The 21,891-nt window shown below is 46.5% G+C and carries 18 protein-coding genes; 5 read left to right on the top strand and 13 right to left on the bottom strand.

Annotated features, from left to right (window positions below; translation table 11 throughout):
• The first annotated feature begins 284 nt into the window (after positions 1–284).
• The gene (rpsA, locus tag EOO49_RS15000) at positions 285–2,054 is read left to right on the top strand and encodes a 30S ribosomal protein S1 (RefSeq protein WP_290847132.1); all 1,770 of its coding nucleotides are present in this window, start codon (positions 285–287) and stop codon (positions 2,052–2,054) included.
• A gap of 451 nt (positions 2,055–2,505) precedes the next feature.
• On the opposite strand, the gene EOO49_RS14995 is transcribed toward rpsA, so the two are convergent.
• Positions 2,506–3,546, bottom strand: coding sequence for a formimidoylglutamase (locus EOO49_RS14995; protein ID WP_290847130.1), 1,041 nt, complete (start codon positions 3,544–3,546; stop codon positions 2,506–2,508).
• Between the two features lie 123 nt (positions 3,547–3,669).
• Between EOO49_RS14995 and EOO49_RS14990 the strand changes: the two genes are divergently transcribed.
• Positions 3,670–4,551: a hypothetical protein gene (locus EOO49_RS14990; RefSeq protein ID WP_290847128.1), complete on the top strand. Its 882-nt coding sequence runs from the start codon at positions 3,670–3,672 to the stop codon at positions 4,549–4,551.
• Positions 4,552–4,595: 44 nt separating this feature from the next.
• Here EOO49_RS14990 and hutI read toward each other — a convergent pair whose 3' ends face one another.
• Complete coding sequence (gene hutI / locus EOO49_RS14985) at positions 4,596–5,834, bottom strand: imidazolonepropionase (RefSeq protein ID WP_290847125.1); 1,239 nt, start codon at positions 5,832–5,834, stop codon at positions 4,596–4,598.
• Between the two features lie 135 nt (positions 5,835–5,969).
• On the opposite strand from hutI, the gene corA reads away from it, so the two are divergent.
• Entirely contained in the window at positions 5,970–7,052 is a 1,083-nt protein-coding gene (gene corA / locus EOO49_RS14980) for a magnesium/cobalt transporter CorA (RefSeq protein WP_290847124.1), read from the top strand.
• Between the two features lie 30 nt (positions 7,053–7,082).
• On the opposite strand, the gene EOO49_RS14975 is transcribed toward corA, so the two are convergent.
• The 6 genes from EOO49_RS14975 to EOO49_RS14950 form a co-directional block, all read right to left on the bottom strand.
• Positions 7,083–7,580 carry a hypothetical protein gene (locus tag EOO49_RS14975; RefSeq protein WP_290847122.1) on the bottom strand — a complete coding sequence of 166 codons (498 nt, stop codon included), beginning with the start codon at positions 7,578–7,580 and terminating at the stop codon, positions 7,083–7,085.
• Positions 7,577–8,257, bottom strand: a complete 681-nt coding sequence (locus EOO49_RS14970; protein WP_290847120.1) for a peptidoglycan DD-metalloendopeptidase family protein — start codon at positions 8,255–8,257, stop codon at positions 7,577–7,579. Before EOO49_RS14970 ends, EOO49_RS14975 begins: the two co-directional genes overlap by 4 nt.
• Positions 8,257–9,165 (bottom strand): NAD(P)/FAD-dependent oxidoreductase, encoded by a 909-nt coding sequence (locus EOO49_RS14965; protein ID WP_290847118.1) that lies wholly within the window; start codon positions 9,163–9,165, stop codon positions 8,257–8,259. Before EOO49_RS14965 ends, EOO49_RS14970 begins: the two co-directional genes overlap by 1 nt.
• A 465-nt stretch (positions 9,166–9,630) precedes the next feature.
• On the bottom strand, positions 9,631–9,903 hold the full coding sequence (locus EOO49_RS14960; protein ID WP_290847116.1) for a hypothetical protein: 273 nt from the start codon (positions 9,901–9,903) through the stop codon (positions 9,631–9,633).
• 4 nt (positions 9,904–9,907) lie between these two features.
• Positions 9,908–10,156 (bottom strand): hypothetical protein, encoded by a 249-nt coding sequence (locus tag EOO49_RS14955; RefSeq protein WP_290847114.1) that lies wholly within the window; start codon positions 10,154–10,156, stop codon positions 9,908–9,910.
• Positions 10,157–10,307: 151 nt separating this feature from the next.
• Positions 10,308–12,716: a thiamine pyrophosphate-dependent enzyme gene (locus tag EOO49_RS14950; protein ID WP_290847113.1), complete on the bottom strand. Its 2,409-nt coding sequence runs from the start codon at positions 12,714–12,716 to the stop codon at positions 10,308–10,310.
• A 468-nt stretch (positions 12,717–13,184) separates the two neighbouring features.
• On the opposite strand from EOO49_RS14950, the gene EOO49_RS14945 reads away from it, so the two are divergent.
• Positions 13,185–13,340 carry a hypothetical protein gene (locus EOO49_RS14945; RefSeq protein ID WP_290847111.1) on the top strand — a complete coding sequence of 52 codons (156 nt, stop codon included), beginning with the start codon at positions 13,185–13,187 and terminating at the stop codon, positions 13,338–13,340.
• A gap of 432 nt (positions 13,341–13,772) precedes the next feature.
• Here the strand turns inward: EOO49_RS14945 and EOO49_RS14940 are convergent, their stop codons facing one another.
• The 3 genes from EOO49_RS14940 to EOO49_RS14930 all read right to left on the bottom strand — a co-directional run bounded on the left by EOO49_RS14940 (position 13,773) and on the right by EOO49_RS14930 (position 17,670).
• Positions 13,773–16,613: an aminopeptidase gene (locus EOO49_RS14940; RefSeq protein ID WP_366927244.1), complete on the bottom strand. Its 2,841-nt coding sequence runs from the start codon at positions 16,611–16,613 to the stop codon at positions 13,773–13,775.
• 148 nt (positions 16,614–16,761) lie between these two features.
• Entirely contained in the window at positions 16,762–16,905 is a 144-nt protein-coding gene (locus tag EOO49_RS14935; RefSeq protein ID WP_290847109.1) for a hypothetical protein, read from the bottom strand.
• Positions 16,906–16,941: 36 nt separating this feature from the next.
• The gene (locus tag EOO49_RS14930) at positions 16,942–17,670 is read right to left on the bottom strand and encodes a TIGR00730 family Rossman fold protein (protein WP_290847107.1); all 729 of its coding nucleotides are present in this window, start codon (positions 17,668–17,670) and stop codon (positions 16,942–16,944) included.
• A gap of 275 nt (positions 17,671–17,945) precedes the next feature.
• Between EOO49_RS14930 and EOO49_RS14925 the strand changes: the two genes are divergently transcribed.
• Positions 17,946–18,359: a hypothetical protein gene (locus EOO49_RS14925; protein WP_290847105.1), complete on the top strand. Its 414-nt coding sequence runs from the start codon at positions 17,946–17,948 to the stop codon at positions 18,357–18,359.
• Here EOO49_RS14925 and EOO49_RS14920 read toward each other — a convergent pair.
• Both EOO49_RS14920 and uvrA read right to left on the bottom strand, forming a co-directional pair.
• Positions 18,337–18,801, bottom strand: a complete 465-nt coding sequence (locus tag EOO49_RS14920) for a hypothetical protein (protein ID WP_290847103.1) — start codon at positions 18,799–18,801, stop codon at positions 18,337–18,339. The two genes, EOO49_RS14925 and EOO49_RS14920, sit on opposite strands and share 23 nt — an antisense overlap.
• Positions 18,802–19,028: 227 nt before the next feature.
• Positions 19,029–21,860 (bottom strand): excinuclease ABC subunit UvrA, encoded by a 2,832-nt coding sequence (gene uvrA / locus EOO49_RS14915; protein ID WP_290847101.1) that lies wholly within the window; start codon positions 21,858–21,860, stop codon positions 19,029–19,031.
• Between the last annotated feature and the right edge of the window lie 31 nt (positions 21,861–21,891).

The following is a 21,891-nucleotide window of genomic DNA, read 5'->3' as shown; positions in this document are numbered from 1 at the left end:
ATGGGAAAAGAGTCGGGAAAAGGGTAGTGATCCTTTCACGCTTGGGGCAGTAATTTGTTGTTGTGCCGGACAATTTACAAAAAAAATACCGGCGATTCGGGTTTAACATTTAAGACAATATTTGCTGTATCGGTTTGGCAGATAAAGAAATAAGCCTTACTTTTGCGCACCTTTTCGACAGATAGGATTTCGCGGGAAGGTATTGGTAAAAACACAAAAGAAACCCTTCTGTTTTTATTCTGGTAAGAAATCCGGTAAATGCAGGATACAAATGATTAATCAGCATGTCTGAATTATTAAAAACACAAGAAGACTTTTTGAACAACTTCAACTGGGACAATTACCAAGAGGGAATTGACGCTGTTGACGCTACGAACCTTAAGGAATTTGAGGATCTTGTATCAAAGACCTTCATCGCAACAGATCAGGAAGAAGTAGTGGACGGAACTGTCGTCCGCATGACAGACCGTGACGTTATCGTCGACATCAACGCCAAATCAGAAGGTGTTATCTCGTTGAACGAATTCCGTTACAACCCGAACCTGAAAGTTGGAGACAAAGTAGAAGTTTTGATCGACGTTCGCGAGGACAAGACAGGACAACTTGTACTTTCTCACAGAAAAGCTAGAACTATCAAGTCATGGGATCGCGTTATCGCGGCTCACGAAACTGGCGAAATCGTAAACGGATTCGTGAAATGCCGTACCAAAGGTGGTATGATCGTGGACGTATTCGGAATCGAGGCCTTCTTGCCAGGTTCACAGATCGACGTCAAGCCAATCCGTGACTACGATGTATACGTCAACAAAATGATGGAATTCAAGGTCGTGAAAATCAACCACGAGTTCAAGAACGTTGTCGTATCGCACAAAGCGCTTATCGAGGCAGATATCGAAGTTCAGAAGAAAGAGATCATCGGACAATTGCAAAAAGGTCAGGTTCTCGAAGGTGTTGTCAAAAACATCACTTCATACGGAGTATTCATCGACCTTGGCGGCGTAGACGGTTTGATCCACATCACAGACCTTTCTTGGTCTCGTATCAACCACCCGAGCGAAGTATTGGAGCTTGATCAGAAATTGAACGTCGTAATCCTTGACTTCGATGATGAGAAAACACGTATCCAACTTGGTTTGAAGCAGCTTAACGCTCATCCTTGGGACGCTCTTGACACTAACTTGTCTGTTGGTGACAGAGTGAAAGGTAAAGTTGTTGTTATCGCTGACTACGGTGCTTTCATCGAGGTTGCAGAAGGTGTTGAAGGACTTATCCACGTAAGCGAAATGTCTTGGTCTACGCACTTGCGTTCGGCTCAGGATTTCGTGAAAGTAGGAGATGTCGTAGAAGCACAAATCTTGACTTTGGATCGCGAAGACCGCAAAATGTCTCTTGGTATCAAGCAATTGTCGCAAGATCCTTGGACAGACATCACGTCTAAATATCCTGTAGGTTCAAAACACACAGGTATCGTTCGCAACTTCACTAACTTTGGCGTATTCGTTGAATTGGAAGAAGGAATCGACGGATTGATCTACATCTCTGATCTTTCTTGGACGAAAAAAGTGAAACACCCGTCAGAATTCGTGAACGTCGGTGATAAATTGGAAGTAGTTGTTCTTGAACTAGATGTTGACGGACGCAAACTTTCTCTTGGTCACAAGCAAACACAACCGAACCCATGGGATAAGCACGAAGCAGCTTTCGGAGTTGGAACCGTACACAACGGAACTATCGCTGAAATAGTTGACAAAGGTGCTACCGTAGACTTCGGAGACGATGTTGTAGCGTTCATTCCTGCTCGTCACCTTGAAAAAGAAGACGGCAAGAAATTGAAAAAAGGCGAAGTTGCCGATTTCAAAGTGATCGAGTTCAACAAAGAATTCAAGCGCGTTGTCGCTTCCCACACGGCTACTTTCCGTGAGGAAGAAGAGAAAAACGTACGTCATTCACAGGAAAATTCTTCAAACAACAACGCTTCGGCGCCTACACTTGGAGATAACAATGACATCCTTGCTGGCTTGAAAGCTAAAATGGAGAAAAACGAGAAGAAGTAATTCCCAATCGTTTTATGATAGAAGCCTCGTAGAAATACGGGGCTTTTTTTTGGGATAGTGCCGGAGAATTTATGCACCATAGTTTTTCTCGCTGCCGCGGATGTGAGAATGTTTTGGACTTGAGATTTCTGGAGAAGATTGTGTCACCCGGATTTAACCGCGAATTCGCGAATTTAAGCTCGTAGTGAGAGAATTCGCGAATTCGCGGTTTGTAATATAAACCAAGGTCGATGCGCAAACCTGTCGGAAGGAATTAAATGAAGAAGATTGCGTCATCCAAGATTTTACCGCGAATTCGCGAATTTACGCTCGGCATGACGGAATTCGCGAATTCGCGGTAAAAAAAAGAATCAGCACTAGTAATAAAGCAAACTTCAAGATTCGCGCCGCAAAACTCGACAAAGCAATCGGCACAGCTTTGGGATTTGGAATTTGTGATTTGGAATTTTTTTTAATTGTCCAAAGAATTCTTGGCCTTAATGAAATCCGTAAGCAAATAACCGATAAGTTTCCCGATGAGGTGCTTGTTCTTTTCGTCTCCCAAATCTGGTGCGCCTTCGCAAATGTGCAAATAAGCCGCGTTTTTGTGTTTGGCGAAAAAGTGTACGAAACGACGCGCTTTGGCCACCGAAAATCCGCTGTAAGTCATTGTCGAACTCGCAACGTCCGGAATGGCGTCGAGGTCGATCTCGATTCCGTACGCATCTGACGATATGAAACGCGAGGCATTGTGCATTTCCGAGTCGAAATCCTTTTCGGCTCTTATCGAAATTTCGTCATAAGTCGTGTACTGGATTCTACCTTCGAGTTTCTTCACGTTTTGGAGCACGTTTTTGGAAACGTAGTTCTCATGAAGCCCGAAGATGAAATATTTCTTGAGAAAACCTTCCTCGAAAGCGTAGTGGAACGCGTTGCCGTTGTGTCGGCCTTCGAGAATCCTGAAATCGGACTGGGAATCGAAATTGATCGCATTCACGGGTTTTCCCTTGGCGAGCGCCGTGCCCTTGATGTTTCCATAAGCGTTGTTTTGTCCGCCTCCGACGATTATCGGGATCTTTCCGGCTTTCACGATCGAAAAGATCAGATGCGAAACTTCCTTATCGATGCTTTGTACAAGTTTGCTGATGGCGAGCCTGTCGTCGATTTCGGCAAAATTGAAAGTTTCCGCCTGACGCATTTCGTCGGAAACATCCAAATGTCCGAGCGCCAGGATATCGCTTCCTTTGCAGAATTTGTTGTGTTGCAGATTGGCGATACTTTCCAAAGCGTTCTGCCAGGCCGATGCAGCACCGGGACGACCGGAATTGGCGCGTATCCCGATGTCTTCCGGAATTCCGAAAAGCACGAAACGCGCCTCACAATTGCTCATGAAAACAAGCGGATCGACCGTTTTGGGAACTGTCAACATCTTTTCACCAAAGCGTACTTCGCCACTCCTTTGTCGGGTGAGTTTGGCCAATTCTGCCGCGCGCAACGCCACCAATTTTTCCATCAAAAAGCAATTTCGCCCAAAAATACGACGTTTATATAAACTTTCGTTAACAAGGTTGCCCAACGGCTTTAATAATTTAAATTTGTTAAAATTTAACATTTCAACCAACTTAAACCCAATAGTATGGAAAATCAGAACAGCAACTCCAAATTAAAGGCGATCGTAGTGATACTCGCGCTTTTACTCGCAGGAAGTTTGGCGTATATGTATAAGATGAGTAGCGATGCGAAGTCTACGCAAACCGTCTTGGTGAAGGAAAAAGACGATGTCATGAAAGATCTTCAGGCGTTGAAAGCGACCTATGACACCGCGATTGCAGAAAATACATCCATGTCTGACGAACTTATCGCCGAAAGGGAAAAAGTAGTGAAATTGATGGCCGATCTTGAGAAAGCCAAAAACGATGTCTCGGCGCTTTCGAAAATCCGTGACCAGTATCGCAATCTCGAAGGCCGGATGAAATCAGTGATGGCGCAAGTGGAAGTGCTTAAGAAAGAAAACGCCGGACTTGTCGTGCAGCGCGACAGCGTCCAAAAAGCATACGGCGAACAAAAGCGTTTCAACGACACTTTGGTCGTACAGAATGAGAATCTTGCCAAAACGGTCGAAAAAGGCTCCAAACTTTCGGTCATGAACTTGCGTACGCAAGCCATCAAGCAACGCCGTTCGGGAAAACAGATCGAAACAGACAAAGCCAGCCGCGCCGACAAACTGAAAGTGTGCTTCTCGATTGCCGAGAACAAAATCGCAAAATCAGGAGAAAAGACCTATTACGTTCAGATCATCGACTCAAAAAACAACGTCTTGGGCGACAAATTGACCGAGACATTCGGTTCCGATACTTTGACTTACAGCTTCACGACTACCGTGGCTTACGCAAATGCTTCGGTCGACGTTTGTGAATTCCTCGATGGAAAAGGCAAAGATTTCGAGAAAGGAACGTACTTCGTGAACATTTTCGACAAAGGCGAATTGGTGTCAAAAACAAGTTTCAACTTGAGATAACCAATTTCTTACATAAACAAAGAGCTCGATCCGTCGGGCTTTTTTTATGGAAGGAACTCGCCGTTTATTACGACAGCATCGATGAGGTCGGTTCCGAAGTTGTAAGGCAGTTCATAAAACGAAGTCAAAGGTTTCGTGATGATGAGGTTGGCTTTTTTCCCGACGGTGATACTTCCGTGAGTCGCCTGTAATCCCATTGCGTAAGCGCCGTTCAAAGTGGCTGCGTTTATGGCTTCCTCGGGCGTCATCTTCATTTTGATGCAAGCCGTGGCCACGACAAGATTCATGTTTCCCGAAGGCGTCGTCCCCGGATTGAAATCAGAAGCCAGTGCCAGCGGCAATCCGGCATTGAGCATTTGACGCGCCGGCGTGTAAGGAATGCTGATGAAATACGAACACAAAGGCAAGGCAACGGGCATCGTGCGGGTATTCTTGAGCATTTCGATGTCCGAATCGGTAACTACCTCAAGATGGTCTACTGAAAGCGCACCGTGTTTCACGCAAGCCTCGATTCCGCCAATGGCATTGAATTGGTTGACGTGGATTTTGGGTTCGAGCCCGTATTTTTTTCCTGCTTCCATAATCCTTTCGGTCTGTTCCACCGAAAAATAGCCGACTTCGCAAAAAGCATCGATGTAATAGGCGAGGCCTTCTTTGGTAATTTCAGGTAGCATTTCATTGACGATAAGGTCGATGTAAGCGTCAGGATCCGATTTATATTCGGTCGGGAAAGCGTGCGCACCCAAAAAAGTCGCCTTGATCGCAACCGGATAATTTTCCTTCAACCGACGGATGACGCGCATCATCCTGAGTTCGCCTTCGACGGTCAAACCATAACCCGATTTGATCTCAACCGCGCCCGAACCTTGATGCATGACTTCGTCGAGCCGCTTTTTAGACTGCTCGTAAAGTGCATCTTCGGAAGTTTCGTTGAGCTTTTTGGCCGAATTCAAAATGCCGCCGCCGCGATTCGCGATTTCTTCATAACTCAAACCGTTTATCCTGTCTACGAATTCCTGCACGCGGTTTCCGGCATAGACGATGTGTGTGTGGCTGTCGCACCATGCGGGAAGTACGACTTTTCCGTCGAGGTCGATCACTTTCGCACCTGCATACGACGGAAGTTCTGACATTTTCCCGAAAGCCGAAATCAACTCGCCATCGGTCAAAAGCCACGCATTTTCGATCATTGGAAGTTCGGCCATTTCGATTCCGGAAACTTTCGCGACCGAAACGTCGCGAATCTGGAGCAGTTGTTTGATATTGGTGTAAAGTGTCTGCATTTTACTCGAAGGATTGTTTAGGGCAGATAGGCGTCGCTGTCTGTTTTGAATCCCAAAAATAAGAATCCTAAATTTTCCTTACCGACAATGAGCCCTAAAATCTGAATCTTTTATCTTTAGTTCAAATTTCGCCAAGTGAGACGCATCAAATACAAGAAAGTCAGAAAAGTCCAACCGAATTTTCTCGAGTACAACGGCATCTACAACGACGATCCGGTCGATGTGCAGCTTTTTGTCTACAACGAAGAAGGTTATGAGGAATACAAATCGTGTTCGCTCGATCGAATGGAGAAGGAGTTGCGCGATCCGTCCCAAACCAACGATGTCAAATGGCTCAACATCCACGGGCTTCACGATACCGAACTGATTCGGCAGATCGGTACTTTTCTCGATATGGAACCGGCGATCATCGGCGACATCCTTAACGTTACAAGACGTGCGCGAATGGAAGAAGCCGACAACGTGCTGTTCTTCAGTATAAAATCAATCTTGGCAGAAGATGACCTGACGAATCTTCGCGTCGAACAGATCAGTTTCCTGATGAAAGACAATCTATTGGTTTCGTTCCAGGAAAAACGCAGCGACTTTTTTGCCCATTTGCGCGAGAGAATCCGCACGGGAAGTGGAATCGTAAGAAAAAGAGGAAACGATTACCTGCTGTATTTGTTGTTGGATGCGATCATGGAAAACTTCTTCATCACTTTGGAAGCTTTCGAGGAAGACGTAGAAAAATTGTTCATGGAAGCCAAAATCGCCGAGAACACTTTCGTGCTTTATCGCATCGAAAAAAGTCGTGAGCGCTTGAATTTCCTGAAAAAAGCTGTCGTTCCGTTGAGGGATGCGCTTTATAATCTCAAGAGTATCAAAGACGATGCAGATTACGACGGCATCGAGCGTTCGAACTACACATTTTTCGCGCGTCTGCACCAGAAATGCCTTGAGATTCTAGACCAGATCGACTACGACACGAACACTTTGGAAAGCGCCTCGAACATGTTTTTTTCGTCACAAGGCCAACGCATGAACCAGATCATGAAAACGCTGACCGTATTTTCGGTGATTTTCATGCCATTGACGTTCATCGTCGGAGTTTACGGAATGAATTTCGAGAACATGCCCGAGCTCAAAACGCAAAACGGTTATTATGCAGTGTGGGCCGTGATGATCGTAATCGCGATCGGGATGGCGATTTACTTCAAGCGCAAGAAATGGTTCTGACGGAGTGCAAGACGGTAAAATGTATTGACTTTAGTTTTTGATCGGATCGTATTTGTCGACCCAATCCGTAGATTTTATCGCGACCAATTTGTTGTCGTCATTCATGATCACGCGCAGTTCCTTGTTGGCGATTTTCTTCGAATATTCGGCTTTGTAGCGGTAGACGTTCGTCTCGTCTTTCTTGTTTCTCACAACTTCCACCAAAGTCATTTCCCTGAATTCTCCATATTTGAGGCGGAATTGGTGACAGGTTTTGGTGATTTTCGACTCGGTCACGTTCTTGATTACCGACGGCGTTGCTTCGCTCGAATTGAACGGCTTGAATCGCGAGGTGTTGCACGCGTTCAGAATCCTGTGCCCGAATTCGTAGGAACGTTTCTTTTGGTCGGCGTCGAGTTCGTCAAGCGGAACACGCGCATCTGTGGCCACTTCAACCGGTTTTGGCTTGTTGGCGTTCGCAGCCGATTTTTTCGATTTACAGGACGCCATCACGGCTATAAGGCTGAATAATAAGACTACTTTTCTCATGTTGTGTGTTTTATTTGTAGCAATAAGTTGGGGTCGGGGCAATTTTTGAGATAGAAATCAAGGTCAGATGCCGAACAAACGCCGGGATGATCTCCGAAATAATCGTCAATGTCGTCGATAATCTGAAAGTGCAAGTGAGGCGGATAATCGCCATTCACGGACGCATCGCCCAAAAATCCGATTTCCTGTCCTTTTTTGAAAACGTCCCCGATTTCTATGTCTTCGATGCTCTCCACCGACAAATGTCCGTAAAGCGTGTAGAACGTTTTTCCTTCGATGTTGTGTTCCAGAACGATTGTCGGGCCGTAATTTCCGTGTCCGGAATTGAAGTTGAAACTGTGCACTTTCGCGTCCAATGCGGCCAGGACTGGCGTTTCGGCTTCGCTCCAAATGTCCAATCCGATATGGATGTCGCGTTCCTGGTCTTTGTCCGAAAACAGATCACTGCGCTTATACAACTGACGTTTTTCATTGTAACCGCCGTAAGCGACCTGCGCTTTTCCATTGGCGATGTAGGTTTCGACGTAAGCTGAAAATGCATCGGAATCCGATACCAAATCTTCTGAAATGTCGTTGTTTTCCGGCGAAAGATCCAAATGCACATAATCTTCATAAGAAATACCGCGGTCGATGACGTGCACGTCGTTTTGTTTCAGGAGCAATTCGGTCAAATCCATCAAAAATCTTCGTTTACTAATTCGTGGTTGATGCTGATTCCGGCTGTGTTTCCCGCTGCGATCGAACGTGCGAGCGAGCGCATGGCCATCGTGTTGTCTCCGGCGGCGAAAAGTCCGGGAATGTTCGTTCTTTGGTAATCGTCGACGATCACGAATCCGTGGCGGTCGAGCTCACACCCGATTTCTATCGGAATCATCGTGCTTTGGCGCACGCCGGCTCTGGCGTAGATCGCGTCGAACGGCTCTTTCGTCCCATCGGTGAAAACCACTTTCGAAACCTGTCCTTGCTCGCATTCGAAATGTCCGATGGCTTTCGGATGTACAGGAATTCCCTTGTCTTTCAGAATCTTGAGTTCCTCGAAAGTAAAAGGTTCATTGTCGTTGGTCAGGATCGAAATGTCCTTGCTCCACTGACGCATCAGTTTCGACATCTCGAATCCTGCCTCGCCATGGGCCAAAATCCCAATCTTTTTGTCTCGGATTTCGTAAGCGTGGCAGTAAGGGCAATGGATCACCGTTTTTCCCCAGCACTCCGAAAAACCTTCTATGTCAGGAATTATGTCGGTCACGCCTGTCGCTAGAAGCACTTTTTTGGTCAGGAATGCCTCGCCGTTATCGGTTGTGACCTCGAATTCCGAGTCGCGTCCCGAAACCGCTTCGGCCTTCCCGTTGAAAAAAGTGACGGTGTGGTATTTCAAAACCTGTTCTTTGGCTTTGTAGGCGATGACTTCAGGTGAATCACCGTCGAATCCTATCAGGTTGTGGGCGTGGGGCGAATTCCTGTTGCAAGGCGTTCCGGTATCGATCACCAAAACGTTGCGAAGTGAACGCCCAAGCGTCATGGCAGCCGAGAGTCCGGCATAGCTTCCACCGATTATAATGACTTCGTAAGACGGGATTTCTTCCATAAAATTGTTCTCGTCTTAAAGTTATTTGTTAAAAAACGAGTTTGCGATTCTTTTAATATGTTTTTAACGACAAATCCGGACCAAAGCCGGATTGTTGTCTCAAATTATCGAAGTGGTGGCGGAAGCGGTGGAGGCGGAGGCGGCGGTGGCAACCTCAGCTTCGGTGGATGGGGCGGAGGCGGCAAGCGTCGTGGCCTTGGCGGGTGTTTCGGACGCGGCGGTGGCGGCGGCCCGGGAACTACAATTTCCGCTCTTCCATCCGGTGATTGCACTTCTGCAGCCTCTCGAGGTTCCAATTGATCGGGCGGTAGTGACGGTCGATCGACTGACATCGTATCTACGCCAAGCGCGCCTTCGGCCAAAGGATCGTTATTGTCCTTACACGAAGCGAGCAGTAAAAGCGCGATTCCGCTTGTTAACAGGATGCGTTTCATATCTTGAATTTTATACGCGACACTTGCCGTGTTATTTCACTTTTACTGTGGGAGGCGGTGGAGGCGGCGGCGGCAAGTTCCCGGGTTTTGGTGGCGGTGGCGGAACCGGGACATTCACCTCGACTTTTTTCCCGTCTGGCGTTTTTACCTCGATCTCTTTCTCTTCGACTGGAGGCGCTGGCGGCGGATCGACAGTCATAGTATCCACAACGGGTTCGCCAGGAGCGGCCGGATCGTTCTTGTCCTTGCACGAGGCAAATGTCATCAGCGCAAGTCCTGCTGTAAGCAATAGAATACGTTTCATGGCTTTATTTTTTTACTTCGACTTTGGTTTTTCCGTCCTCGACCTTCACGTCAGTTGTTTTCGAATCGACACTTATGCCTTCTTTTCCGACTTCAACCGATGTATCGCTTGTATCCGCAGGAGTTTCCACAGCCGGTGGCGGAGGCATAACGACAACAGTCGTGTCTTTGTTCTCGATCGTGGTTTCGGTTTTTTTCTCGCATGAGGCCAACGCAATAAGCGAAAATGCTCCCAAAAGAATTGATTTGTTCATGATTTCTGGATTTTAGGTTGTAATGAGAACTGAATTTCGTCAGATAAAACGAAAACGCAATACAATTGTAGAAACCATGTAAGATTTAAATGTTAAACAAAAAATCCGACCACTTTCGCAATCGGATTTTGTTGTTTTTTGTTTTCGGATATTAGTAAAGTGAAGGATATTTCGTCGGATCGAGTTCGTTGAACATCGCATATACTTTCTCATAAATGTCTTCGGCTGACGGTTTCGAAAAATAATCGCCGTCAGTTCCATAAGCCGGACGATGCGCCTTGGCAGCCAAAGTCTGAGGTTTGCTGTCGAGGAAATCATAAGCGTTCTGATCGTCGATGACCTGTTGCAAAATATAGGCCGATGCGCCACCAGGAACGTCTTCGTCAACAACCAAAAGTCTATTTGTGAGATCGATACTTTTAGCGATGTCCTGGTTCAAGTCGAAAGGCAAAAGCGATTGACAGTCAATGATCTCACAATCGATCCCGACAGACTGAAGTTCATTCGCCGCCTGTTCTATGATCCTCAAAGTCGAGCCGTACGATACAATCGTTATATCGGAACCTTTTCGGATGGTTTCCACAACGCCGATCGGGGTTTTGAACTCGGCCAAATTCGTCGGCATCTTCTCTTTAAGACGATAGCCGTTCAGGCATTCGACAATCAAGGCAGGTTCGTCGCATTCCATCAAAGTATTGTAGAATCCGGCGGCTTTTGTCATATTTCTCGGGACCAGAACGTGGATGCCTCGAATGGCATTGATGATCATGCCCATAGGCGATCCCGAATGCCAAATGCCTTCGAGCCTGTGTCCGCGCGTCCTGATGATAAGCGGCGCTTTCTGTCGCCCTTTCGTGCGATATTGCAAAGTTGCCAAATCATCGCTCATGATCTGGATGGCGTATAATAAGTAATCGAGATACTGGATTTCGGCAATTGGGCGCAAACCTCTCATGGCCATTCCGATACCTTGTCCCAAAATCGTCGCTTCACGGATTCCCGCATCGGAAACACGCATTTCACCGTACTTTTCCTGCATGCCTTCCAAACCTTGGTTCACGTCTCCGATATTTCCGGAATCTTCGCCAAAAATCAGCGCGTTCGGATATTTCGTAAACAAAGCGTCAAAGTTGTCGCGCAGTACCAATCTCGCATCGGCTTCTTCCGAATTGTCGTCGAACGTCGGCAAAACTTCCTGTACCGAAGCCACGCCCTGAGCCGATTCAGAGAATAGGTGAGAGCTGAAATTCGGTTGGATTTTGTTCGTGTAAGTTCTTATCCATTCGGCCAATTGCAGTCGCAGCGCATTTTCCTCGAGCAACATCCGCAACGCTTTTCTGGCCAAAACCAGCAAATCCTTGCGGATCGGCTCTTTGATGGACGAAAGGTCGGCGGCATATTTTTGGATGAAAACCTTGTTGGCGCTTTGTTCCGAAATCGAATTCAGCAAATCGACCAATTCCGATTGTTCTTGTTTGATCGGATTCAGATAAGCCGTCCAGGCAGCTTTTTTGCCTTCGAGCACTTCTTTTTTGATATCCGATTCCATCCCGTCGAGGACTTCGGCCGTGGAAAGATTGTTGCGCAACATCCATTCGCGCATCTTTTTGATACAGTCGAAATCAGCTTCCCATTGCAGGCGATCGGTGTTTTTGTAGCGCTCGTGCGACCCGGATGTCGAATGGCCTTGCGGTTGCGTGACTTCGGTAACGTGAATCAGGCAAGGCACGTGTTCGGCTCTGGCGAGTTTCGAAGCTTTGTCGTATGTCGCTACCAAGTCGGCATAATCCCAACCTTTACAACGGAAAATCTCGTAACCTTTTGCGTTCTCGTCCCGTTGCAAACCTTTGAGGATTTCGGAAATGTTCTCTTTTGTGGTCTGGTGGCGCGCGTGAACCGAAATTCCGTATTCGTCGTCCCAGACCGAAATCACCATTGGGACCTGCAAAACGCCGGCTGCATTGATGGTTTCGAAGAAAAGACCTTCGGATGTACTCGCGTTGCCGATCGTTCCCCAAGCGATCTCGTTCCCGAAAATCGAGAAATTGGTCGCACCGTTTATGTTTTGTACGTTTCTGTAGATTTTGGATGCCTGCGCCAATCCGAGCAATCGCGGCATTTGACCGGCAGTGGGTGAAATGTCTGACGAGGAATTCTTTTGGATCGTAAGGTTTTTCCAGCTTCCGTCGGCGTTCAGGCTGTGCGTGGCAAAGTGGCCGCCCATTTGTCTTCCGGCCGACATCGGTTCTTGCTCGATATCTGTGTGTCCATACAATCCGGCGAAAAATTGCTGGATTGAGAGCTGGCCGATCGCCATCATGAAAGTCTGGTCGCGATAGTAACCGGATCTGAAATCGCCATTCTTGAAAGCCTTGGCCATCGCGAGTTGCGGCACTTCCTTTCCATCGCCAAAAATCCCGAATTTGGCTTTTCCGGTAAGGACTTCGCGTCGGCCTAAAAGACTGCATTCGCGACTTGTCAGCGCGATCTTGTAATCGTGCAGGACTTCGGTCTTGAAATCTTCGAAAGTGAGCGTTTGGGCGGTTTCAGATTGCGTCATGGTAAGAAATCGGTTAGGAAACAAAGGTAAGGAAATTAACGTTGAGTTTGGAATCCGATCCAAAAAAGCGGACGGCTTTTCTCAGTGAATCATCTTTTTGTGAAGTTTATTTTGTTGAAAATGTATTTTTTGCGTCGGATGTGTGAGAATCGGTGAATTTTAAATTCCAAATTCCAAATTCCAAATTCCAATCCGATAGCTATGGGGACGAATTTAAATGCTGATAGCGATTGGAGTAAATTCTTTTATCAATTTGAAATTGCAATTGTTCCTGAAAAAATGAACCCTGTCACCGTTTAAAACAGTGACAGGGTTTATAACCCTGACAGGGTGTCCCTTTTTTTGTAGGAATTTTAGAAAAAAACACGAAATACCAATTGCCAAAAAAATCAGTGTGATAAGTGCGATCAGACCAATCAGGCCAATCAGGCCGGATACCGTCTGCGCTGATTTTCCTCCGTCAGCAATATGAAATCCGAAAAAGCAAGAATCTGCGACAATCCCGAAAATCTGTCGAAATTCACGTCTGGAGAATCCGAAAATCCGCCAATCGGAGAATTTGAAAATCAAAAGTCATCTTTCCGTCCATCATCCTTGATCCAGCTCAAAACCACTTCCGAGTAAACAAATTGATCAAAGTTTTCGGATCCAAAGTCACGATATAACGGATTTTCTCGTTGTAGTTCGGCTGCGAAACTTCCCAGCCCAAATTCGAGTAAACCGGAAAGTAAAGTTCGAATTCTGATAGCGGTAAGGACAAGTCCTAATTTCAATCAGAAACTTCGATCTCTCCTTAAAAATGAACCCTGTCACCGTTTAAAACAGTGACAGGGTTTATAACCCTGACAGGGTGTTCCTTTTTTGTAGGAATTTCAGAAAAAATGCGATATGCCAATTGCCAAAAAAATCAGTGTGATAAGTGCGATCAGTAAAATCAGGCCGGATACCGTCTGCGCTGATTTTCCTCCGTCGGCAATATGAAATCCAAAAAAGCAAGAATCCGCGACAATCCTGAAAATCAAAAGTCATCTCTCCGTCCATCATCCTTGATCCAACTCAAAACCACTTCCGAGTGAACAAATTGATCAAAGTTTTCGGATCCAAAGTCACGATAAAACGGATTTTCTCGTTGTAGTTCGGCTGCGAAACTTCCCAGCCCAAATTCGAGTAAACCGGAAAGTAAAGTTCGAAATAATCGGTTACGAGATTCAGACGAACGCCGCTGTCGTAGACAAAATTGGGGTTTGAGCCATGATTTTTGACGAATCCGAGGTCGCCGTAAAGCTCGATCCAATTCCAGACATTGAAACTTCCATTTACGGTCGAAATCCATTGGTTGGCGAATGCTGGCGTAATTTTCGACTTGAAACCGCCTTCGGACATGATCAATTGTTGGCTGTACAAACCGCTGCTTTCGGAACGTCCGTAATAGTTGTAGTCGAAAAGGTAATCGGTAGGACGGTCGAGCGCAAAGCTGAAGAAGTCATTAGAAGTTTTGTTGTACAGGAACATTCCGCCGTAAAAACGCAGGTTGAGTTGCCTGTTGTTCTCGAAAAGCTTGCGGTATTCGAACTCCACGGCCGTTTTACCGAATTTGTTGGCGAGTTGCACATCGGTCGAAAAGAAAACCGTGTTCGTCGCTTCCTGACGCGAATTGGCGTATCTGAGATTGAAAACCGAATAATTCTCGTTCTCGTCCAGATCGTCGAGCACCAAATCTGTGCGTTCGCGATACACGATCACGTTTCTGGCCATGAGCGATTCCTTGCGGTTGTCGCGGAAGTTGTCGTTGTTGCGAAAGCTCATCCGGATCATCGGATTCAGTTTCAGATAAGAAGCTTCGGGTGCGTAATGGAAATGATTGCCGCTGATCGAATACCGAATGTTGTAAAGATCGGAATTGCGAAGGTTTTGATTAACTGCAACGGCGTAACTTCCTGTAAGAGAATTCGTTTTTGGGGAATAAATCGGATTCACGTCAAAAGTGAAAGGCTTGTCGAGAATCGTTTTGTTGTGGAAGCGCAAGCCGGGCGAAATCCCGTCGTAAAGGTTGTACGAAATCGACGGAACGTACAGAATCTGGTTGTAATCGGGATCTTCGAGATCTTTCATGAAGTTGAATTTGATCGGTCGGTTGCCGATCGAAAAGCCCCTCAAGGACTTCCAGTTGTTGCGCAGGTTGTATTCCGGAACCTCGTTTTTGTAGTTGATGACGATTTTGTCGGCTTCTTTCCTTTCGAACGTAAAAGTGCTGTCGCGGCTCACGTTCTCGATCCATTGCTTCCAGACGACTTCGCCTTTCTTGAGTCCGTAAACGGGAATCGGAACGGTTGTTCCGGTGCGGTTGTGCAGGTTCACTGTCACCGAATCTTTTGTTTTCGCAACATCGGTAAACTTGTAGTCAATGATGTCGCGCGAATTGATCACGGTCTCGAGAAACCAGTCTATGTTTTTATACGCTTTTGTCTTGAGCAGGAATTCGAAGTCTTTTCCGTCGGTTTGGTATTTCGTGGCCAACGCGTAAAATTCCTTGATCGTACCCGGAACCACGTCGCGCTCGAGAAAATTGTCGAGGTATCGAAAACTCAGTCCGGCGCGGTATTTTCCGGCAATCTGTTCGTTGAACTTGATGAGCTTGTTTTTTGAAAAACCGATGGGCTGATCGAGATTCTTGCGCGCCATCAACATGTAGAAATAGCTGTATTGTTCGTTGAAATCGAGGTTTATCAGCCGATAGCCTTTGAGCAGTTTTAGGTTGGAAATCACGCCCATCATCTTGGCGTTCGGATAGTTTTCGTCGATGTACTTGGTCATCATGTAAATCTGGATGCCGTCGTATATCCAGTTGTCGCGCCTCGGATCCAGCCTCAAACTCGTCTGGAGATAATTGTGCAGATACGTCTTGAGGAATTTGATCTCATACAAATATTGATCCGGAAACGGACTGATGAAACTCGGCAACTGATTGAGTCCATAGAAAGGATTCCGGGCATAATCGGCTTCCGAAACCGTAATTTTTTCGAACGGATAACTTCCGACATTATCTTTCACGAAATGCACGATGCGATCCACGATCACGGCCTTTTGGATGTCTGTGACTTTGCTGCTTTCGATGCCATTTTCGATACTGACGATCTCGTTCTTGAAGCGATGGAAGGTCGGGAAAGGCGAAATATACAGGTTGAAGCTGTTTCGGTTTTTTCCCGAAAATTCTTTTTTGGTTGAATTGGCGTCGGCAAACGATTTCCTCTCGTCCAGATCGCTGTCGATCTCGACTTTCCTGGCGACGTTGAACTCGATCTCATAATCGGAAATCCCGTTGGCGATATCGTCGATCCCGACGTTGGAATAGCGCACAAATTCGTGGTTGTCGTAGCGCGCCGGCGTCAGGAACCAATCTTTGAGATAGTATTTTCCGTCGTTCGAATAGCCAAAACGCGTGAATTTGTTCGATGGGATTTTACTGACATAATTGAGTTTGACGACGGTTTTATCGCCCGGAGCCAATTTTTCGCGCAAATAGATCTCGACCAGATCGGGATGTTTTTCGGGTCGGAAGAACTGTAATGTCTGGTTATCGAGAGTCGCGATCGATAAATTTTGCGTGCTGCCGCGGTCGAAAGTCTTTGCCAGATGGAACGACCTTACGAATTCATCCGAAAACCTTTTTGCCAATGGCGTCGATTTGTTGGAGTAGGCGTGGTTCCAGTCGTTGAGGACAATTGTCGTAAGAGTGTCAGACGTTTGATTGTAAATCGTGAGTTCCTGATAGACGACGATTTCCTTTTTCTCGTCATCGAGTGTCGCCACAACACGCGAGTGATGCTGGCCGAATACCCAAACCGGCAATCCGACCAACGTGAAAATCAAAATCCGCAAACGAGAAATAGGAGGCAATTCTTTGATAGCAATTGAAGTTATAACGTTCGGGAAAGATACATATTGCCGTGTTTGGTTGCGCAATGGCCTCGGAAGTTTAAGCAGAAATTAAATAAGTTGCGGATGATAAGCCGTGGTTTGGGACAAACAACGAGGTGACTTGGCATTACTTTCCGGATTTCCTCACATCGCTTGCGGCCGATTTTATTTCGGATAAACCTTTGAGGTTTGGAATCCCGAAGTCTTTATCGGACAAATCCAAATGAGCGTCGCCAATAAATAAAGCCACGAATTCACGAATAAAGCGCATTCGTGAATTCGTGGCCAAATTGTTTGCGGCTCAAGCTTAAAAGTTAGGGCTGAGCGTGTATTTTTTGTAGAAATTGTCCAAGACCGCGACCACTTCGTCGGCGGTGTCCACGATCTTTACCAAGTCAAGATCGGCGGGTGAAACGTTCGCGTATTTTTCGACCAGGACGTCTTTTACCCAAGTCCAAAGTCCGCCCCAGAAATCGCGTCCCACCAATATGATCGGGAATTTGGCGATTTTTTTGGTTTGGATCAAGGTGATCGCTTCGAACATTTCGTCCAAAGTCCCAAATCCGCCAGGCATGACCACAAATCCTTGTGAATACTTGACGAACATGACTTTTCTGACGAAAAAGTAATCGAAATTGAGGTTTTTGTCGTGGTCAATGTAAGGGTTAAAGTGCTGCTCGAACGGCAATTCAATGTTCAATCCGACCGAAGTTCCGCCGCCCAAATGCGCGCCTTTGTTTCCGGCTTCCATGATTCCCGGCCCGCCGCCTGTGATCACGCCATAGCCCGCTTTCGAAATCTTGAACGCGATCTGTTCGGTCAAGGTGTAGAATTCGTGATCCGGTTTGGTTCTCGCCGATCCGAAAATCGACACGCAAGGCCCAATCCTTCCCATGCTTTCGTATCCGTTCACGAATTCGGCCATGATCTTGAAAATCGCCCATGAATCGTTCGAGCGGATCTCGCTCCAAGTTTTTTGTTTCAATCTGTCGCTTATGATGCGATCGTCCTCGTTCTCAAAATCTTCTAAACGCATTTCTCTGTTTTTAAGTTCGAAGTTCCTGAATGCCTGAATTTTAAGGCAGATCGAGGTACATTCGAAATTGTATTTGTTATCTTTTATATTTATTTACTGGAACTATTTTCCTTGCTGAATTCGGTATTTCAGGCAGCTCAGTCACTCCGTCTTTCAGGCACTCCAAAGCAAACCCGGCTAAAGTAATCCATTTTCGGCAATGGTCGACAAACTTTCAAAAATCCTGTAACAACGAATCGCGATGCATTGGTTATCTTAGGGTAAATTCTCAATTTATGGACACGACTTACACCAAATTTCAACTTTGGACAAAAAACATAATCGGTTTTGCAATGGTCATCGCCGGAACCGGACATTTGACTTTTGCAAGGATCGAATTCCAGGCGCAAGTGCCAAATTGGGTTCCGATGGACAAGGATTTGGTCGTGATTTTGTCGGGAATCGTCGAGGTCGCTTTCGGGCTTTCGCTGATTTTTTGGGCCAAATACAGACGCGAGATAGGAGGCGCGCTCGCCATTTTCTTCGTACTCGTCTTTCCGGGAAATATTGCCCAGTATTTGAACAGATATGATGCCTTCGGACTCAATTCGGACAATTTACGCCTCGCGAGATTATTTTTTCAACCCGTTTTGATTCTCGCGACACTTTGGTCAACTGGCGTGTGGCCTAATAAGTCCCGAAATGCGTGAGATTTTCGTCGAAAAATGGAACTTCGGGAAATAACCGCAGAGCCTCGAAAATCGATTTGTTCACCACAAAAAGTCGGTAAATCCGATCGTTTCTTTGGCTATAATCGGGAAGGTCATTCTGTATCGTTTTGATCCTGACTTTCTCCAAACCGAAGCGATATTTTTCCAAGACATCGGCTGAGCGCGTGAAAGCGATCAAATGCCAATGCTCGATAGAAAGAATATGCTTCCGATAGAAAGCGATCGCCTCTGAAATGTCGGGAGTAGACAAAAACACTTTTCCTTTTTGACCGCGCTCGCTGTAATAAACTTCCCAATTCGGATCGAAAAATCCCAGATGCTCGACATCGCTGTCGATCGGACCGCCGATTCCGTCAATAAAAAACAGATTGCAACCTTTGGAAATCAGTTCGTTGTGTAGGTCTTGCAGCTTGCGATTCACTGTATTTGTTTTTCGGATCCGGTATTTTTCTATTTGTAGGATTATCGGAACGTTTGCGTGGAATTCCTACAAAAAAAGGTACACCCTGTCAGGGTTATAAACCCTGTCACTGTTTTAAACGGTGACAGGGTGATTTTGTAGGATCGGGATTTTGGGATTTTTTCGAACCCTTCGGCAGTGGAATTTGGTCCCGATAGCTATCGGGATGGAATTTGAGTTTTAACTTTTCACCTAAGTTCCTTCGCCAAAAACCGAGCAGTATGACTCTTTTTAACCTTAGAAACCTGCTCCGGAGTGCCGGTAGCCACGACAGTTCCGCCGCCTTGACCGCCTTCCGGACCAATATCGATGATGTGATCGGCAAGCTTTATGACATCCATATTGTGCTCGATGATCAATACCGAATTGCCTTTGTCGACGAGTTTGGTAATGACTTCCATCAATACGCGAATGTCCTCGAAATGCAGACCAGTCGTGGGTTCGTCCATAATGTAGAACGTATTTCCCGTATCTTTTTTGGACAATTCCGTGGCCAGTTTGATCCTTTGCGCTTCACCACCGGAAAGCGTCGTCGATTGTTGGCCAAGTGTGATATATCCAAGTCCGACGTCCTGGATCGTCTTTACTTTTCTGTAGATTTTTGGAATATTCTCGAAGAAATCCACGGCTTCGTCAACGGTCATGTTCAAGACGTCCGAAACGGATTTTCCTTTGTACCGGATTTCCAACGTCTCGCGATTGAAGCGCTTTCCCTGGCAAGTCTCGCATTCCACATAAACATCCGGAAGGAAATTCATCTCAATCGTTCGTACACCTGAACCTTCACAAGTCTCACAGCGTCCGCCTTTTACGTTGAACGAAAAACGTCCAGCCTTGTAACCGCGAATCTGTGCTTCCGAGGTCATCGTGAACAAATTCCGTATCTCCGAAAAAACGTCGGTATAAGTAGCGGGATTCGATCTCGGCGTCCGTCCGATTGGACTTTGGTCGATGTCAATGACCTTGTCTATATGTTCCAGACCTTCGATTGATTTGTAAGGCTGCGGTTTCTTGACGCCGTTGAAATAATGCGCGTTCAAAATCGGATACAAAGTCTCGTTTATCAAAGTCGATTTTCCGCTGCCCGAAACGCCTGTGACGACAATCAGTTTTCCAAGCGGAAGATCGATCGAGACATTCTTGAGATTGTTTCCGGTCGCGCCTTTGAGTTTCATCGCGTTTCCGTTGCCTTCGCGTCTCTTTTTCGGGATTGCGATCGATTTTTCGCCGTTCATGTATTGAGCGGTCAGCGTGTGTTCGGCCAGCATCTGTTTCGGCGTTCCCGCAGAAATGATCTCACCACCGTATTTTCCGGCTTTCGGCCCGATGTCAATCACGTAATCGGCACGTTCGATCATGTCCTTGTCGTGTTCGACGACGATAATCGAGTTGCCGATGTCGCGCAAAGACTCGAGCGAGTGGATCAGTTTTTCGTTGTCGCGCTGGTGCAATCCGATGCTCGGTTCGTCCAGAATGTAAAGTACGCCCACGAGTTGTGAACCGATTTGTGTCGCCAGCCGGATGCGTTGTGCCTCGCCTCCGGAAAGTGTCCGTGAACCGCGACTCAAGCTCAGGTATTCCAATCCGACGTTGACCAAAAAGTGCAACCTGTCGCGAATTTCCTTGATGATCTCGACGGCGATGATTTTCTGTTTTTCGGATAGTTTGTGCTCGATTCCATCAAACCATTTCGTGAGGTCGGAAATGTCCATGTTTGAAAGTTCGGCAATGTTTTTTTCGTTTACACGGAAGTAAAGCGCCTCTTTTTTGAGTCGCGTTCCCTCGCAAACCGGACATTTCACCTCGTCCATGAACTCTTTCGCCCAACGTTTTATCGAAGTCGATTCGGTTTCCTCGAACTGGTTTTTGATAAAGTTCGAAATGCCTTCAAAGTCGATTTTATATTCTTTGGTAACGCCCGCCGATTTCGATTTGACCTCGAATTTTTCCTTTCCGCCGTTCAGGATCACGTCCATCGCTTCGGACGAGATTTTGTCGATGGCATCGGTCATCTTGAACCCGAATTTTTCGCCGATGGTTTCCAGTTGCTTGAAGATCCAACTCGCCTTGTATTCGCCAAGCGGAGCAAAACCGCCTTGTTTGATGGAAAGTTTCGGATTCGGGATTATTTTCTTGATGTTGATTTCATTGACCGTTCCGAGTCCTTTGCAATGCGGACAAGCGCCTTTGGGAGAGTTGAACGAGAACAGGTTCGGTTCCGGATTCGGATAAGAAATTCCCGTTGTCGGATCCATCAAAGTCCGGCTGAAAAAACGCGCATCGCCGGACTCGTGATCCATGACCATCAAAACATCTTCACCGTGATACATCGCGGTCTTGATGCTTTCGGTCAATCTTTTGTCGGTTTCTTCAGAATCGTCGATTGCCATGCGGTCGATGACGATTTCTATATCGTGGGTTTTGTAGCGGTCGAGTTTCATGCCGGGCGTGATCTCAACGACTTCTCCGTTCACGCGAACGCGCAGAAATCCTTGTTTGGCGATCTGTTGGAACAATTCGGCGTAATGACCTTTTCGCGCGCGGATTACCGGTGCCAAAATGTTAATGCGTTTGCCGTCGAAATCGCGTTTGATCAAATCCTTGATCTGATCATCCGAATAACTCACCATTTTTTCGCCCGTGTTGTACGAATAAGCTTCCGAACCACGAGCGTACAAAAGGCGCAGGAAGTCGTAAATCTCGGTAATCGTACCAACTGTGGAACGCGGGCTTCGGCTGGTTGTCTTTTGTTCAATGGCAATTACGGGAGAAAGCCCGTCGATCTTGTCGACGTCAGGACGTTCGAGTCCGCCCAAAAATTGTCTGGCGTAAGCCGAAAAAGTCTCTATGTAACGACGTTGTCCTTCGGCATAAATCGTGTCGAAAGCCAGTGAGGATTTTCCAGATCCCGACAATCCCGTGATGACCACGAGCTGTTCTCTGGGAATACTGACGTCTATGTTTTTGAGGTTGTGTACGCGTGCGCCTAGCACTTCGATCGTCTCGTCTGTCTTCTGCATATGATTCTTCGCGGAAATGAAGCTGCAAAAG

It is taken from the genome of Flavobacterium sp. (assembly GCF_004295795.1).
In the GTDB taxonomy this organism is placed as follows: Bacteria; Bacteroidota; Bacteroidia; order Flavobacteriales; family Flavobacteriaceae; genus Flavobacterium.
This window is presented reverse-complemented; position numbering and strand designations above follow the sequence as displayed.

Bases quoted from the DNA above. Each gene is read 5' to 3' on its own strand.
- EOO49_RS14935 (WP_290847109.1), bottom strand. From the start codon at position 16,905: ATGCGCTTTATTCGTGAATTCGTGGCTTTATTTATTGGCGACGCTCAT.
- EOO49_RS14960 (WP_290847116.1), bottom strand. From the start codon at position 9,903: ATGAAACGTATTCTATTGCTTACAGCAGGACTTGCGCTGATGACATTT.
- EOO49_RS14950 (WP_290847113.1), bottom strand. From the start codon at position 12,716: ATGACGCAATCTGAAACCGCCCAAACGCTCACTTTCGAAGATTTCAAG.
- EOO49_RS14955 (WP_290847114.1), bottom strand. From the start codon at position 10,156: ATGAACAAATCAATTCTTTTGGGAGCATTTTCGCTTATTGCGTTGGCC.
- EOO49_RS14930 (WP_290847107.1), bottom strand. From the start codon at position 17,670: ATGCGTTTAGAAGATTTTGAGAACGAGGACGATCGCATCATAAGCGAC.
- uvrA (WP_290847101.1), bottom strand. From the start codon at position 21,860: ATGCAGAAGACAGACGAGACGATCGAAGTGCTAGGCGCACGCGTACAC.
- hutI (WP_290847125.1), bottom strand. From the start codon at position 5,834: ATGCAGACACTTTACACCAATATCAAACAACTGCTCCAGATTCGCGAC.
- EOO49_RS14970 (WP_290847120.1), bottom strand. From the start codon at position 8,257: ATGGATTTGACCGAATTGCTCCTGAAACAAAACGACGTGCACGTCATC.
- EOO49_RS14965 (WP_290847118.1), bottom strand. From the start codon at position 9,165: ATGGAAGAAATCCCGTCTTACGAAGTCATTATAATCGGTGGAAGCTAT.
- EOO49_RS14990 (WP_290847128.1), top strand. From the start codon at position 3,670: ATGGAAAATCAGAACAGCAACTCCAAATTAAAGGCGATCGTAGTGATA.
- rpsA (WP_290847132.1), top strand. From the start codon at position 285: ATGTCTGAATTATTAAAAACACAAGAAGACTTTTTGAACAACTTCAAC.
- EOO49_RS14925 (WP_290847105.1), top strand. From the start codon at position 17,946: ATGGACACGACTTACACCAAATTTCAACTTTGGACAAAAAACATAATC.
- EOO49_RS14975 (WP_290847122.1), bottom strand. From the start codon at position 7,580: ATGAGAAAAGTAGTCTTATTATTCAGCCTTATAGCCGTGATGGCGTCC.
- EOO49_RS14995 (WP_290847130.1), bottom strand. From the start codon at position 3,546: ATGGAAAAATTGGTGGCGTTGCGCGCGGCAGAATTGGCCAAACTCACC.
- EOO49_RS14945 (WP_290847111.1), top strand. From the start codon at position 13,185: ATGAAATCCGAAAAAGCAAGAATCTGCGACAATCCCGAAAATCTGTCG.